Origin of the sequence: Streptomyces sp. BK340, from assembly GCF_007827595.1 — a bacterium.
GTDB lineage: Bacteria > Actinomycetota > Actinomycetes > Streptomycetales > Streptomycetaceae > Streptomyces.
In genome coordinates, this window is record NZ_VISR01000043.1 from 46,965 (window position 1) to 61,326 (window position 14,362).

Consider the following 14,362-nt stretch of genomic DNA (forward strand, 5'->3'; position numbering starts at 1 on the left):
CGACGCCACCGCGGTCGGCGGCCTTCCCGCGAGCCGGGCGGGACACGTCTCACGCCCCTTCGGACCAAGCCACCAGGCCATGTCACAAGGACGGGAACCCATGACGTACGTGACCGGGGATTACACGGACTGCGCGCCTCTGCTCGACGACCGTGAGGCGCTCGACGGCTTCTTCGAGGAGCACGGCTACCTGTATCTGCGCGGCGTGCTCGACCGCGGCCTCGTCCGGACCGCCGCGGAGCAGATGCTGGACGGCCTGATCGCGCTGGGCGCGGCGGATCCGGGGGCCACGCTGGACGACGTCGCCATCGACTCCTTCGAGGAGGTCGACGAGGTGGCGATGCACAAGTACGTGAAGTACGACGAGTTCTGGAACCACCCCTCGACCCTCAGGGTGTTCGAGCAGGTCTTCGGCGAGCCCGTCTTCGTCTTCCGCTCCACGACCATCCGCTACTACCCCTCGGCCGCGGGCGCGGAGAACCCGTCGTTCGCCCACCTGACGCCGTTCCACCAGGACGGCTTCTACATAGGCCCCAACAAGGACTTCCGCCCCACGTGGATACCGCTGGTCGCGACGACAGAGGAGTCCGGCGGGGTCGCGCTCGTGGACGGCAGCCACCGGCGCGGACCGCGCGAGCACGTCGTGCACGAGTCCTTCCGCAGGTTCGGCCACCCGGTGCGCGGCATACCGGCCGACCTGGTGGGTGCGGACGAGCCTCTGCTGCACTCCGCCATGGAGCCGGGCGACGTCCTGTTCCTGCACGCCTACACCTGCCACAGGTCGGTCCCGAACCTGTCCTCCCCGCCCGTCATGCGGATGTCGATGGACACCCGCGTGCAGCCGGCCGCGTCGGAGCGCGGCTTCAACGCGCTGACCCCGTGGACGGAGTCGGCGAAGGACCCCGCCAAGGGAATCATGTCCAAGATCACCGGAACCCCCAGCTCGGTTGAATAGATGACTCATCGCGAAGCACCCCCCACCGGCGCTCCCGGAACCCAGGAGCAGCCGTCCCCGCAGGAAGCCGACAAGGCAGCCGGCTTGTCCACGACCGGACTGGTCGTGGTGCTCACCGGGTTCGCCCTGTCCATCGTCGACTTCTTCATCGTCAACGTGGCGCTGACCACGATCGGCCACGACCTGAACGGCGGCGAGACCGCACTGGAGCTGGTGGTGTCCGGCTACGGCGTCGCCTACGCGCTCGGGCTCGTGCTCGGCGGGCGTCTGGGCGACGCCTACGGCAGACGCCGGCTCTTCGCGTGGGGCCTGATCGCCTTCACCCTCAGCTCCGCGCTGTGCGGTGTGGCCCCGAGCGTCGGCTTCCTCATCGCCGCCCGGCTGCTGCAGGGCGCGGCCGCGGCCATGCTCGTACCGCAGGTCCTCGCGACCATCCAGGCGGCCACCGAGGGTCAGGCCCGCGCCCGCGCCATCAGCCTCTACGGCGCGACCGCGGGACTCGCGGCGGTGGCCGGGCAGATCCTCGGCGGACTGCTGGTCTCGCTGGACATCGCCGGGGTCGGCTGGCGGTCGGTCTTCCTGATCAACGTGCCCGTCGGGGTGGCCGCGCTGCTCGCCGTGCGGCACATGCCGGACACCAGGGCCGAGCGCAGGCCGGGCTTCGACCTGACCGGCACCCTGCTGTTCGGGGTGGCCCTGGTCTGCGCCCTGCTGGTGATCGTGGAGGGGCAGGCACTGGGCTGGCCGCTGTGGCTGTGGGCGCTGCCCGTGGTCGCGGCCGCCGCGGTGGTGGCGCTGGTCCGGGTCGAGCGGCGGCTGGAGGCGGAAGGCGGTTCGCCGCTGCTGCCTCCGTCGGTCCTCGCGCAGTCCGGGATGCGCCGGGGGTTGCTCGCGATGGTGCCGTTCTCGATCGGGTTCGGCAGCTTCATGTTCGTCTACGCCCTGGTCGCCCAGGACGACTTCGGTCTCGGCGGGCTGGCCTCGGGAGCGGTGCTGTCCCCGTTCGCCTCCGCCTTCTTCGTGGTCGCGCTGTTCACCCCGAGGATCGCGGCGGCCCTCGGCCGGCGCATCGTGACCCTGGGGGCCACCGTCCAGGGAGCCGGACTGCTGCTGATGGCGCTGCTGACCGGGGTCACCTGGCCGGACGTCCCCCTCGTCCTGGTCCTGGCCGTGCTGGCCCTCACCGGCGTCGGCCAGGCCCTGATCGGGCCCACCCTGTTCCGGATGATCCTCGCCGACGTCCCGCCCGCCCAGGCCGGCATGGGCAGCGGGGTGCTGGTCACCAGCCAGCAGACGGCCACCGCCCTGGGCGCGACCGTGGGCGGCACCCTCTATGTCGCCCTCGGCGGCTCGATGGGCCACTCCTCGGCAGCGGTGATCGTCCTCGCCCTGCTCGCCGTCTTCTCGGCGGCCATCTTCGCCATCAGCCTCAGACTGCCCGACCCCGCCTGAACCACCGGTGGCCTCCGTCCGGCTCCCCACGGGGTGGAGGCCACCGGGACCAGGGCGTACGCCCGCCCCGCACAGCCCCTCCGGGTCGCAAGGACGCGGCCCGTGCCTTGCCCGCCCCACAGGATGCGAGGAACGGACGGTCCCGTGCACCTACACCCCAGGACGGCCGTGGTCACCGGCGCGGCCAGCGGTATCGGCCTCGCCCTCGCCGCCCGCCTCGCCCGGTGCGGAGCCGAGGTGGTCATGGCGGACATCCAGGACGCCGACCTGCACCGCCGGGCCGCCGAACTCACCGCGCGCGGCGCGCGGGTGCGCGCCGAGGCCGTGGACCTCACCGACCCCCACGCGGTGACGGCCCTGGCCGAGACGGCGTACGACACGCTCGGCGAGATCGACGTGGTCTGCAACAACGCCGGTGTCGTCGGCCCCGTCGGCATGCCGCTGTGGTCGGTGCCGCTGGAGCGGATGCGCGAGGTGTTCGAGGTGAACCACTGGGCGCACGTCCATGTCGCCCGCGCGTTCGTACCCCGGCTGCTGGCGAGCGGGCGGCCCGCGCACCTGGTGCACACCGCCTCCATGTCGGCGTTCGCCGTGGGCAGCGGCAGCGCGGCCTACGCCGCCTCCAAGCACGCCGACCTGGCCGTGGCCCGCAGTCTGCGGGCCGACCTCGCCGGGACCCCCGTACGGGTCTCGGTGCTCTGCCCCGGACGGGTCGACACCCCGATGGTCCGCGGGCTCGCCGCACCAGGGGACGCCACCGGCGACACGACGGTCTCCGCCGAGCTGGTGGCCGAGACCGTGTGGGACGCGCTGGGCTCCGACCGCTTCTACCTGTTCACGAACGCCGACGCGCCCACCCGGCTGCGCGACCAGTTCGACGACGTACGGCGCCACCTGACCGCACCTGTCCACCCCCTGCAGGAGACGCTGTGGAACGTTCCGGAACAGACCCCTTAGCCGACGGCGGGCCGGGGCCCGCCGCCCCTGCCGCCCCCGTCGACATCGGGACGGTACGGGCGAAGTACCGCGAGGAGCGCGACAAACGCCTGACCGCGGCCGCGGGCCGGACGTACCGGTCCGCGCGCGGGGAACTGTCCCGGTACGCCGCCGACCCCCGCACCGGGCCGGTCGAGCGGGACCCCGTCACCGACGTGGTCGACGTCGCCGTCGTCGGCGCCGGCATCGGCGGTCTGCTGGTGGGCGCACGGCTGCGCGAGACGTGCGGCTTCGAGCGGATCCGCCTGATCGACGCGGCCGGTGACGTGGGCGGGACCTGGTACTGGAACCGGTTCCCCGGGCTGCGCTGCGATGTCGAGAGCTACGTCTACATGCCGTTGCTCGAAGAGCTCGGCACCGTGCCGACCGAGAAGTACGTGACCGGTGCCGAGATCCTCGCGCACTGCCGGAGCGTCGCCCGGCACTACGGCCTCTACCGGGACGCGCTGCTGCGGACCTCGGTCACCGAGCTGCGCTGGGACGAGGACACGGCTCACTGGCTGGTGCGCACCGACCGCGGCGACCGCTTCCGGGCCCGCTACGTGTGCATGGCGATCGGCTCGCTGCACCGGCCCAAACTCCCCTCCGTCGAGGGCATCGAGACCTTTCGCGGGCACTCCTTCCACGCCGCCCGGTGGGACTACGGCTACACCGGCGGGGGAGTGCCGGGCAGCCTCGCGGAACTCCGGGACAAGCGGGTCGGGATCGTCGGGACGGGCGCGACGGCCGTCCAGGTGATTCCGCACCTGGCCGAGGCGGCCGCGCACACGTACGTCTTCCAGCGCACCCCGCCGGCGGTGGGCGTACGGGCCAACCGGCCCACCGACCCGGACTGGGTGAAGGGGCTCGAACCGGGCTGGCAGCAGCGGCGCATGGACAACTTCCACGCGCTGACCTCGGGAGCCGCCGTGGCGCAGGACCTCGTCGCGGACGGCTGGACGGAGATCACCGCCAGGCTCGCGGCGATCCTGCCGAAGTCCGCCGGGACGAGCCCCGAGGACGCGGCCGACGCCGTCGAGCGCGCCGACTTCCGCAAGATGGAGGAGCTGCGGGCCCGCGTCGACGCTGTCGTGCACGACCCCGCCACCGCGGCCGCCCTGAAGCCGTACTACCGGCTGTTCTGCAAGCGGCCCTGTTTCCACGACGGTTACCTGGAGACCTTCAACCGGCCCGACGTCACCCTGGTGGACACCGAGGGCCGCGGTATCGAGCGGCTCACCGGGCACGCGGTGGTCGCGGGGGGCCGGGAGTACCCGGTGGACTGCCTGGTCTTCGCGTCGGGTTACGAGTCCGAGTACGCGGTGCCCTACACCGCGCGGGCCGGTTACGAGGTCGTGGGGCGGGACGGGCTGCGGCTGTCGGAGAAGTGGGCGGACGGGGCGCGAACGCTGCACGGACTGATGGTGAATCGTTTCCCCAACTGCTTCGTCCTCTCCAAGGTCCAGTCGGGCCTGCACGTCAACGTCCCGTACATGCTCGGCGAGCAGAGCCGGCACGTGGCGCACATCCTCAAGGCCGTCAAGGACCGGGGCCGGCACGTCGTGGAGGCCTCCGCCACGGGCGAGAAGGAGTGGGTGGAGGAGATCCTCCGGCTCGCGAACCGCAACCTCGACTACGCCGAGGCGTGCACCCCGGGCCTGTTCAACAACGAGGGCCGCCCGAGCGAGCTGCATGTCCTCAACGGCAGCTACGGAGGCGGCTCGGTGGAGTTCGTGAACGTCCTGCGCACCTGGCGCGAAGCCGGTGACCTCGCCCATCTCGAACTGAGCGGCTGACCCACCCGTCCACGCAGCAACCACGCAGCATCCATGAAGGGGGACGCAAGGCCATGGACGTCTCGCCGATACCAGGCTCCTCCGTCGGAGCCGTCGTGCACGGCACCGACATCACCCCGGACCTCGACGGCACCACCGTCGAACGGATCTGGGCCGCACTCGACCGGCACCTGGTGCTGGTCTTCCGCGGCCACCGGGACCCCTCGAACGACGAACTGCTCGGCTTCGGGCGCCGCTTCGGACACATCCCCAAGACCGGGCTCACCACCGGCGCCAGCCCCGACCACAACGAGATCCTGATCATCTCCAACATCGTGGAGAACGGACGGAAGATCGGCGTCGGCGACGCCGGCTGGATGGACTGGCACACCGACTACTCCTTCCGGCCCCGGGTGTCCCGGATCGGCTTCCTCGCGGCCGTGGAACTCCCCGTCTCCGGCGGTGGACAGACCCTGTTCACCGACATGTACGCCGTCTACGACTCCCTGCCCGCCCAGCTGCGCAGACGGCTGCACACCTACCGGGCACGGCACGCCCTGCGCTCCGGCTACGAGGAGACCATCGAGGAGGGCTTCCAGGGCGAGGTCTCCCTCGCCGGTCCCGAGGGCGGCGCCGGACCCGCCGACGCCACCGTGATCCTGCCCGAGGACGGCACCTCCACCGTCCACCCGATGATCGCCCGCAACCCGCGCACCGGCCGCCACGCCGTCTACGTCAACCCGCTCAACACCAAGCGCGTCCTCGAACTCGACCCCACCGCGAGCAAGGAACTCCTCCAGGACCTGTGCGGCTACGCCGGCGCCCCCGGACTGACCTACGCCCACACCTGGCAGCCCGGCGACATCGTCATGTGGGACCAGCTCGGCACCATCCACGCGAAGACGCCCTTCGACCCGGCGGACCGGCGCATCCTGCGCAAGGTGGTGGCCATCTTCGACGACCCGGCCGAGCCCTGGCGAGCGGAGGCCGTGGCGTGACCGTCGCCCCCGCGAGCCTGCACCGCGGCCGGGACGTCACCACCCCCGGCCTGCGCACCGCCCTCGACCTGCTCGACCGCCGGACCCGCCACCAGGCCGCCTACCACCTCGGCTGGATAACCGCCGCCGGCGCGCCGACCGCGGCCGACGGCGGCAAGGCCGTACGCCCCGCCCTCGCCCTGCTGTCGGCCCAGGCGGTCGGCGCGCGGCCCGAGACCGCACTGCCCGGCGCGGTCGCCGTCGAGCTGGTGCACAACTTCTCCCTGCTGCACGACGACCTGATGGACGGTGACGAGGAGCGCCGCCACCGTCGTACCGTCTGGTCGCTGTGGGGCGCCTCCAGCGCGATCCTCACCGGGGACGCGCTGCTGGCCCTCGCCCAGGAGGTGCTGCTCGACTGCGGGCTGCCCACCGCGGCACCCGCGGCCGGACTCCTCGCCCGCACCACACGCCGGCTGATCCACGGCCAGGTCCAGGACATGGCCTTCGAACAGCGCCGGCACGTGACGGTCGAGGAGTGCCTGGAGATGGCCGGCGGCAAGACCGGTGCGCTGCTGGCGGCGAGCGCCGCGATCGGTGCCCTGCTGGCCGGGGCGCCGCAGCCCGCCGTGGACGCCCTCGCGCTCTACGGCGAGCAGGTCGGCCTCGCCTTCCAGCTCACCGACGACGTCCTCGGCATCTGGGGCGACCCGGCCACCACCGGCAAGTCCGTCCACTCCGATCTGCGCGCCCGCAAGAAGTCCCTCCCGGTCGCCTACGCGCTCGACCAGGGCGGGACCCGCGGCGTCGAACTGGCCGCGTGGCTGGCCGCGCCCGGCGACCCCGGCCCGGCGGAACTGCGCCGCGCGGCCGGCCTGATCGAGGCCGCGGGCGGCCGCGCCTGGGCCCTGGCCGAGGCGGCCCGCCGGATGGCGCTGGGCGAGGCGGCGCTGCGCGGCGCCGGTCTGGACGCCGGCACGTGTGAGGAGCTGCTCGCGATCGGGCGGTTCATCGTCCGCCGCGAGGTGTGAGAACTCCGGCCGGACCAGTCCCCGTAAGAGATCTGTCAGCACTGCCGAGGACCGTGAGGGAGACGGGCCGAGGCCCCCGCCGCCACCCCATAGGGCGACGGTGCCGGCAGGCAGGCCCCCGGCTCCGCGGGCAGCGTCGCCCCGGAGCCTCCCTCCGGCCGTGGGCAGCGTGGCCCGCGGTCTCCCCCCACCCGTCCGCATCCGCCGCGGGGCGCCGCCGCCCGGTCGTCCTCCCGAGGGACATGACCCGCCGCCCCACGCCACCGCCGTTTCCCCCAGCGCCCCATCACGGAGATCACCATGCCGCAGGACATCGACTTCCGCATACCGCTGCCAGGACGGCAGAGCCCCGACCACCGCCGCGCCGAGGCCGACCAGCTGGAGTGGCCGCGTTCCCTGGGCCTCATCACCACCGAGGCCGCCGCCGCACGCCATCTGCGCGGCGCCTACGCCGACCTGGCCTCGCGCTTCTATCCGCACACCACCGGCGCCGACCTCGACCTGGGCGTCGACCTGATGTCGTGGTTCTTCCTCTTCGACGACCTCTTCGACGGACCGCGCGGCGAGGACCCGGAGGAGACCCGCAGCCTCACCGACGCGGTCGCGGCCGCCCTCGACGGCCCGTTGCCCGCCACCGCACCGCCCATCGCACACGGCTTCGCCGACATCTGGCACCGCAGCTGCGCGGGCATGTCCGCCTCCTGGCGCGCACGCAGCGCACGGCACTGGCGCAACTACTTCACCGGATACGTCGACGAGGCCCTCAGCCGCTTCCACGACACCCCCTACGACAGCGCCGCCCAGTACCTGGCCGTGCGCCGGCAGACCATCGGCGTCCAGCCCACCGTGGACATGGCCGAGGCCGCCGGGCACTTCGAGGTGCCCCAGCGGGTCTTCGACAGCGCGGTGCTCTCCGCGATGCTGCAGATCGCCATCGACGTCAACCTGATGTTCAACGACATCGCGTCACTGGAGAAGGAGGAGGCCCGGGGCGAGCGGAACAACCTGGTCTTCATCCTGCAGCGGGAGCACGGCTGGCCGAAGGGCCGCAGCATCGCCCACCTCCAGGACGAGGTGCACGCCCGCCTCTCCCAGTACCTCCTGCTGGAGAGCTGCCTGTCCAAGGTGTGCGACATCTACGAACTCGACGCCGCCGAGCGTGAGGCCGTGGAACGGTACCGCACCGACGCCGTGCGCACGGTGATCCGCGGCTCCTACGACTGGCACCGCTCCTCGGGCCGTTACGACGCCGAGTTCGCGGTGGCCGCCAGCGTCCAGGGCTACCTCGAAGAACTCGGCAGCAGTCGCTAGACCCCCGACCACCCACCCGATGTGAGGTTGCGATGCCCCAGCAGACGTACACCGCCGGGACGGCCCCCGGGGCGGTCCCGGTCGTCGGCCACGCCCTGCAGATGATGCGCCAGCCCGTCCGCTTCATGTCGTCGCTGTCCGCCCACGGCGACCTGGTGAAGATCAAGATCGGTCCGACCTCCGCCTACGTCCCCTGCCACCCCGGACTCCTGCGCGACGTGCTGACCAACGACCGCACCTACGACAAGGGCGGCGTCTTCTACGACCGGGCCCGTGACATCGCCGGAAACGGCCTGGTCACCTGCCCGTTCAAGGACCACCGCCGACAGCGCCGGCTGATGCAGTCGGCCTTCCAGCGCTCCCAGCTCAAACGCTACGCCACCGCCATGCACGCCGAGATCGAGGCCACCACCGGCCGCTGGCACGACGGCATGGTCGTCGACGCCTTCCCGGAGCTGTACGGCATGGCCCTGCGCACGGTGGCCCGCACCCTGTACTCCACGCCCGTCAGCAAGGAACTCGCCGACGGCGTGGAGCGTGCCTTCGACACCGTGCTCAACGGACTGTTCCGGCAGATGTTCCTGCCCCGCTTCCTGCGCCGCCTGCCCACCCCGGCCAACCGCCGCTACCGCCGCAACCTGGACTACCTGCACACGACCACCCAGCAGCTCATCGACGACTACCGCCGCGACGACGCCGAACACGACGACCTGCTCTCCGCCCTGCTCGCCTCGCGCGACGAGGACGGCGGCCGGCTGGACGACACCGAGATCCACGACCAGGTCATCACCGTCATGGCGGCCGGCACCGAGACCGTCGCCGGCACCCTCACCTGGATCTTCCACCTGCTCTCCCAGCACCCGGACATCGAGGCCGCGCTGTACGAGGAGATCGACACCGTTCTCGGCGGGCGGACACCGCAGTGGGACGACCTGCCGAACCTCTCGCTGACCGACCGGATCATCAGCGAGACCCTCCGACTGCACCCGCCGGCCTGGCTGTTCACCCGCCTCACCGCCGCCGACACCGAACTGGCGGGCCGGCAGCTGCCGAAGGGGACCACCATCGTCTTCAGCCCCGCCGCGGTGGCGCTGAACGAGGAGGCCTACCCCGACGAGCACCGCTTCGACCCCGACCGCTGGCTGCCCGACCGGGTCAGCCCGCTCGCCCGGCAGGCGTTCATGCCGTTCGGCACCGGCGCCCGCAAGTGCATCGGCGACCTGTACGCCCGCACCGAGGCCACCCTCGGACTCGCCACCATCCTCGGCAAGTGGCGGATCACCTGCGAGCCCGACGCCGACGTCCGGCCGGTCCCGCTGGCCACCGTCTACCACCCCCGCAGGCTGCGGCTGCGGATCAGCACCCGCGCCGAGCGCCCCACGGCCGGGGCGGTACCCTCGCCCCGCCTCGGCGGGGGTGACGCCACGTGAGCGGGGCCGGGAAAGTCGAGCTGGCCCAGCCGCGCGGCTTCTGCGCCGGTGTACGGCGGGCGATCGGCATCGTGGAGCGGGCCTTGGACCTGCACGGCGCACCGGTGTACGTGCGCAAGGAGATCGTGCACAACCACTACATCGTCTCCGAACTGGAGAAGCGCGGCGCGGTCTTCGTGGACAGCGAGCAGGACGTCCCGCACGGCGCCGTGTGCGTCTTCTCCGCGCACGGCGTCTCCCCGGCGGTCCGGGCCGGTGCGGACCGCCGCCGGCTGGAGGTCATCGACGCCACCTGCCCGCTGGTGGCCAAGGTGCACCAGGAGGCCCTGCGCTTCGCCCGCGACGGCCGCACCGTCCTGCTGGTCGGCCACGCCGGCCACGAGGAGGTCGACGGCGTCCTCGGCGAGGCACCCGAACGCACCGTCGTGGTCGGGACGGTGGAAGACGTGGCGAGGCTCGACCTGCCGGACGACACCCCGGTGGCCTTCCTCACCCAGACCACCCTGTCCTTCGACGAGACCGCCAAGGTGGTCGAGGCGCTCCGCGCGCGGTTCCGGGACATTGTCGCCCCCGGCGGCGACGACATCTGCTACGCCAGCCAGAACCGGCAGAACGCCGTCAAGGACCTGGCGCGCCGTCACGACCTGGTCCTCGTCGTGGGATCCGGCAACTCGAGCAACTCGCTGCGAATGGTCGAGGTGGCCCGCGAACACGGCTGCCGGGCCCACCTCGTCCCCGACCGGGACCACTTCCAGGAGGCCTGGCTGGACGGCGCGGCGAGCATCGGCGTCAGCGCCGGGGCCAGCGCGCCCGAGGTGCTGGTCCGCGGGCTCGTCGCCCTGCTGGCCGAACTCGGCCACGACGACGTGGAGTTGCAGCAGGCGATGCCCGAGGACGTGGTCTTCGCCCTGCCGGCCCGGCTGGCCGACCCGGTCACCGGCCGGATCCCGCGCACCCCGCTGGCCGACGAGGCACAGGTGCGATGAACCGATGGACACAGCAGAGGAGACCCGCGTGACGACGAAGACACGCGCGCCGGAGACCGGCACCGGGAAGAGCATCGTCGAGGAGCTGGGCAGCCCCGAGGATCTGCGGGCCATGTCCGTGCAGCAGGTTCACCGGCTCGTACCGGAGATCCGGCGCCTGCTGGTGGACACCGTCACCCGCACCGGCGGACACCTCGGCCCCAACCTCGGGGTCGTCGAACTGTCCGTAGCCCTGCACCGCGTGTTCGAGTCCCCCCGCGACCGCATCCTGTGGGACACCGGCCACCAGTCCTACGTCCACAAGATCCTTACCGGCCGGGCCGGCGCCCTCGGCTCGCTCCGGCAGCGCGGCGGACTGTCCGGGTACCCGTGCCGGGCCGAGTCCCCGCACGACGTCATCGAGAACTCGCACGCCTCCACCGTGCTGTCGTGGGCGGCCGGCACGGCCCGCGCGTACGGGCTGCGCGGGGACACGGACCGCGCCGTGGTGGCCGTCCTCGGGGACGGGGCGCTCACCGGGGGCATGGCCTGGGAGGCACTGAACAACATCGCGACCGCCCCCGGCCACCCGGTGATCGTGGTGCTCAACGACAACACCCGGTCCTACGGCCCCACCACCGGCGGCATCGCCGAGCACCTGGCCGCGCTGCGCACCGAGACCACCCCCGAGTGCCTGTTCGAGACCCTGGGCCTCGCCTACCTCGGACCCGTGGACGGGCACGACATCACGGCCGTGGAGGCGGCCCTGCGCCGGTCGCGGGAACTCGGCCGGTCCGTCGTCGTGCACTGCGTCACCGAGAAGAGCCGCGGTCACGCCCCGGCAGAACAGGACGAGGCGGACCGGCAGCACGCCGTACGTCCGCTGCGCTCCGGTCGGCCCAGCGGTGACGGTTCGCCCTCCTGGACCACCGTGTTCGGCCGGGAACTGGCCGAACTCGGCGCACAGCGGCCGGACCTGGTGGCCGTCACCGCGGCCATGCTCCACCCGACCGGCCTGACCGAGTTCGCCGTCCGCCACCCGGAGCGCACCCTCGACGTGGGCATCGCCGAACAGCACGCGGTCACCGCCGCCGCGGGCCTGGCCCTGGGCGGGATGCACCCGGTGGTGGCGATCTACGCCACCTTCCTCAACCGCGCCTTCGACCAGCTGCTCATGGACGCGGCGCTGCACCGCGCCCCGGTCACGCTGGTACTGGACCGGGCGGGCGTCACCGGCGACGACGGCCCCTCGCACAACGGCATGTGGGACCTGTCGCTGCTGAACCTCGTACCCGGGCTGCGGCTCGCGGCGCCCCGCGACGCAGCCACCCTGCGCCGCGCCCTGCGGGAGGCCGTCGCCGTACCCGACGGCCCGACCGCCCTGCGCTTCCCCAAGGGCACGACGGGCGAGGACATACCCGCCGTCCGCGCCGTCGGCGGGGTCGACGTGCTCCGGCGGGGGGAGCACGCGGACCTGCTCCTCGTCTCCGTCGGGGCGATGGCCGGCACCTGCCTCGAAGCCGCCGAGCTGCTCGCCCGGGAAGGCGTCGGCGTCACCGTCGTCGACCCGCGCTGGATCAAGCCCGTGCCACCGGCACTGGTCGAACTGAGCCTCGGGCACCGGCTGGTCGCCACGGTCGAGGACAACGGCCGGGCCGGCGGAGCCGGGTCCGCGGTCGCCCAGGCGCTGGGCGACGCGGGCGCGCCCGCCCCGGTGCGGGTCTTCGGCCTGCCCCAGCGGTTCCTCGCCCACGGCTCCCGCTCCGAGATCCTCGAGTCCGCCGGACTCACCGCTCCTCGTATCGCCGACGATCTGGCGGCGGCACTGACGTACAGCCGCGCCGCCGTGCGCCGCACCCACCGCGCCGTACCCCCACACTGAGGAGAAACGTGCCATGTCCGTCCCGCTCGGGGTGCCCACCGTGCCGTTGCGCCTCGCTCCACGCCGCGTCAGCCGGCAGATCAGGGTCGGCTCCGTCGCCGTCGGCGGCGACGCGCCCGTCTCGGTCCAGTCCATGACCACGACCCCGACCGCCGACGTCGGGGCCACCCTCCAGCAGATCGCCGAGCTGACCGCGGCCGGCTGTCAGATCGTCCGGGTCGCCTGCCCCTCGCAGGACGACGCGGACGCACTGCCGGCCATCGCCCGCAAGTCCCCGATCCCCGTCGTCGCCGACATCCACTTCCAGCCCCGCTACGTCTTCGCCGCCATCGACGCCGGATGCGCGGGGGTCCGCGTCAACCCGGGCAACATCCGGCAGTTCGACGACAACGTCGAGGAGATCGCCCGGGCCGCCGGGGACGCGGGCGTCCCGATCCGGATCGGGGTGAACGCGGGCTCCCTCGACCGGCGCCTGCTCGCCAAGTACGGCAGGGCCACCCCGCAGGCGCTGGTGGAGTCCGCGCTGTGGGAGTGCTCGCTGTTCGAGGAGCACGGCTTCCGGGACCTCAAGATCTCCGTCAAGCACAACGACCCGGTGGTCATGGTCAGTGCCTACCGGCTGCTCGCCGAGCAGTGCGACTACCCGCTCCACCTGGGTGTCACCGAGGCCGGACCCGCCTTCCAGGGCACGATCAAGTCGGCGGTGGCCTTCGGCGCGCTGCTGAGCGAGGGCATCGGCGACACCATCCGCGTGTCGCTGTCGGCCCCGCCCGCCGAGGAGGCCAAAGTGGGCATCCAGATCCTGGAGTCGCTCAACCTGCGACAGCGCCGGCTGGAGATCGTGTCCTGCCCGTCCTGCGGCCGCGCCCAGGTCGACGTCTACAGGCTCGCCGACGAGGTGACCGCCGGGCTGGAGGGCATGGAGGTGCCGCTGCGCGTCGCCGTCATGGGGTGTGTGGTCAACGGCCCGGGCGAGGCCCGCGAGGCCGACCTCGGTGTCGCCTCCGGCAACGGCAAGGGGCAGATCTTCGTCAAGGGAGAGGTTATCCGGACCGTGCCCGAATCGAAGATCGTGGAGACCCTCATCGACGAGGCACTCAAGCTCGCCGAGCAGATGGAGAGGGAGAAGGAGCTTCCATGACCTACGTGATCGCCCAGCCCTGCGTCGACGTCAAGGACAAGGCCTGCATCGAGGAGTGCCCCGTCGACTGCATCTACGAAGGACAGCGCGCCCTGTACATCCACCCCGACGAGTGCGTGGACTGCGGAGCCTGCGAGCCGGTCTGCCCCGTAGAGGCGATCTTCTACGAGGACGACACCCCCGCGGAGTGGGCGCAGTACAAGGCGGCGAACGCCGAGTTCTTCGACGACCTCGGCTCGCCGGGGGGTGCCGCGGCCCACGGGCTGATCGACCGTGACCACCCGGTCGTCGCCGGGCTGCCGGTCCGCACCGCCTGAGACGCTCCCGCCGCCGGGGTCACCGCATCCCGGCGGCATCAGGACCTGGGGGACAGGCCCTAGGTGTATTGATCACGAGCGTTGTTGACACTGGGTCTTGATCATGGCGAAGACCTCCGGTGTGGTGGAGCTGTCTAGGAACGCACCACAC

General features: G+C 72.4%; 12 protein-coding genes. All 12 read left to right on the forward strand.

Annotated elements, in window-relative coordinates; all coding sequences use genetic code 11:
- Positions 1-100: 100 nt before the first annotated feature.
- The 12 genes from ptlH to fdxA all read left to right on the forward strand — a co-directional run bounded on the left by ptlH (position 101) and on the right by fdxA (position 14,211).
- Entirely contained in the window at positions 101-955 is an 855-nt protein-coding gene (gene ptlH, locus FB157_RS44150; protein WP_145887037.1) for a 1-deoxypentalenic acid 11-beta-hydroxylase, read from the forward strand.
- Positions 956-2,407, forward strand: coding sequence for an MFS transporter (locus FB157_RS44155; RefSeq protein ID WP_145887039.1), 1,452 nt, complete (start codon positions 956-958; stop codon positions 2,405-2,407).
- 144 nt (positions 2,408-2,551) lie between these two features.
- Positions 2,552-3,364: a 1-deoxy-11-beta-hydroxypentalenate dehydrogenase gene (ptlF, locus tag FB157_RS44160; protein WP_145887041.1), complete on the forward strand. Its 813-nt coding sequence runs from the start codon at positions 2,552-2,554 to the stop codon at positions 3,362-3,364.
- Between the two features lie 44 nt (positions 3,365-3,408).
- The gene (ptlE, locus tag FB157_RS44165) at positions 3,409-5,178 is read left to right on the forward strand and encodes a neopentalenolactone/pentalenolactone D synthase (RefSeq protein ID WP_261386963.1); all 1,770 of its coding nucleotides are present in this window, start codon (positions 3,409-3,411) and stop codon (positions 5,176-5,178) included.
- Positions 5,179-5,231: 53 nt separating this feature from the next.
- The gene (gene ptlD / locus FB157_RS44170; protein ID WP_145887045.1) at positions 5,232-6,155 is read left to right on the forward strand and encodes a neopentalenolactone/pentalenolactone F synthase; all 924 of its coding nucleotides are present in this window, start codon (positions 5,232-5,234) and stop codon (positions 6,153-6,155) included.
- Complete coding sequence (locus FB157_RS44175) at positions 6,152-7,165, forward strand: polyprenyl synthetase family protein (RefSeq protein ID WP_145887047.1); 1,014 nt, start codon at positions 6,152-6,154, stop codon at positions 7,163-7,165. The genes ptlD and FB157_RS44175 overlap by 4 nt, the downstream gene beginning before the upstream one ends.
- A 300-nt stretch (positions 7,166-7,465) precedes the next feature.
- Positions 7,466-8,476 (forward strand): pentalenene synthase, encoded by a 1,011-nt coding sequence (gene ptlA, locus FB157_RS44180; protein WP_145887049.1) that lies wholly within the window; start codon positions 7,466-7,468, stop codon positions 8,474-8,476.
- A 32-nt stretch (positions 8,477-8,508) separates the two neighbouring features.
- Complete coding sequence (ptlI, locus tag FB157_RS44185; RefSeq protein WP_145887052.1) at positions 8,509-9,906, forward strand: pentalenene oxygenase; 1,398 nt, start codon at positions 8,509-8,511, stop codon at positions 9,904-9,906.
- Entirely contained in the window at positions 9,903-10,892 is a 990-nt protein-coding gene (ispH, locus tag FB157_RS44190; RefSeq protein ID WP_145887054.1) for a 4-hydroxy-3-methylbut-2-enyl diphosphate reductase, read from the forward strand. Before ptlI ends, ispH begins: the two co-directional genes overlap by 4 nt.
- A gap of 28 nt (positions 10,893-10,920) precedes the next feature.
- Positions 10,921-12,753, forward strand: a complete 1,833-nt coding sequence (locus tag FB157_RS44195) for a 1-deoxy-D-xylulose-5-phosphate synthase (protein WP_261386959.1) — start codon at positions 10,921-10,923, stop codon at positions 12,751-12,753.
- Positions 12,754-12,766: 13 nt separating this feature from the next.
- Entirely contained in the window at positions 12,767-13,894 is a 1,128-nt protein-coding gene (gene ispG / locus FB157_RS44200; protein WP_145887058.1) for a flavodoxin-dependent (E)-4-hydroxy-3-methylbut-2-enyl-diphosphate synthase, read from the forward strand.
- Positions 13,891-14,211 (forward strand): ferredoxin, encoded by a 321-nt coding sequence (fdxA, locus tag FB157_RS44205; protein WP_145887060.1) that lies wholly within the window; start codon positions 13,891-13,893, stop codon positions 14,209-14,211. The genes ispG and fdxA overlap by 4 nt, the downstream gene beginning before the upstream one ends.
- The last annotated feature ends 151 nt before the right edge of the window (positions 14,212-14,362 follow it).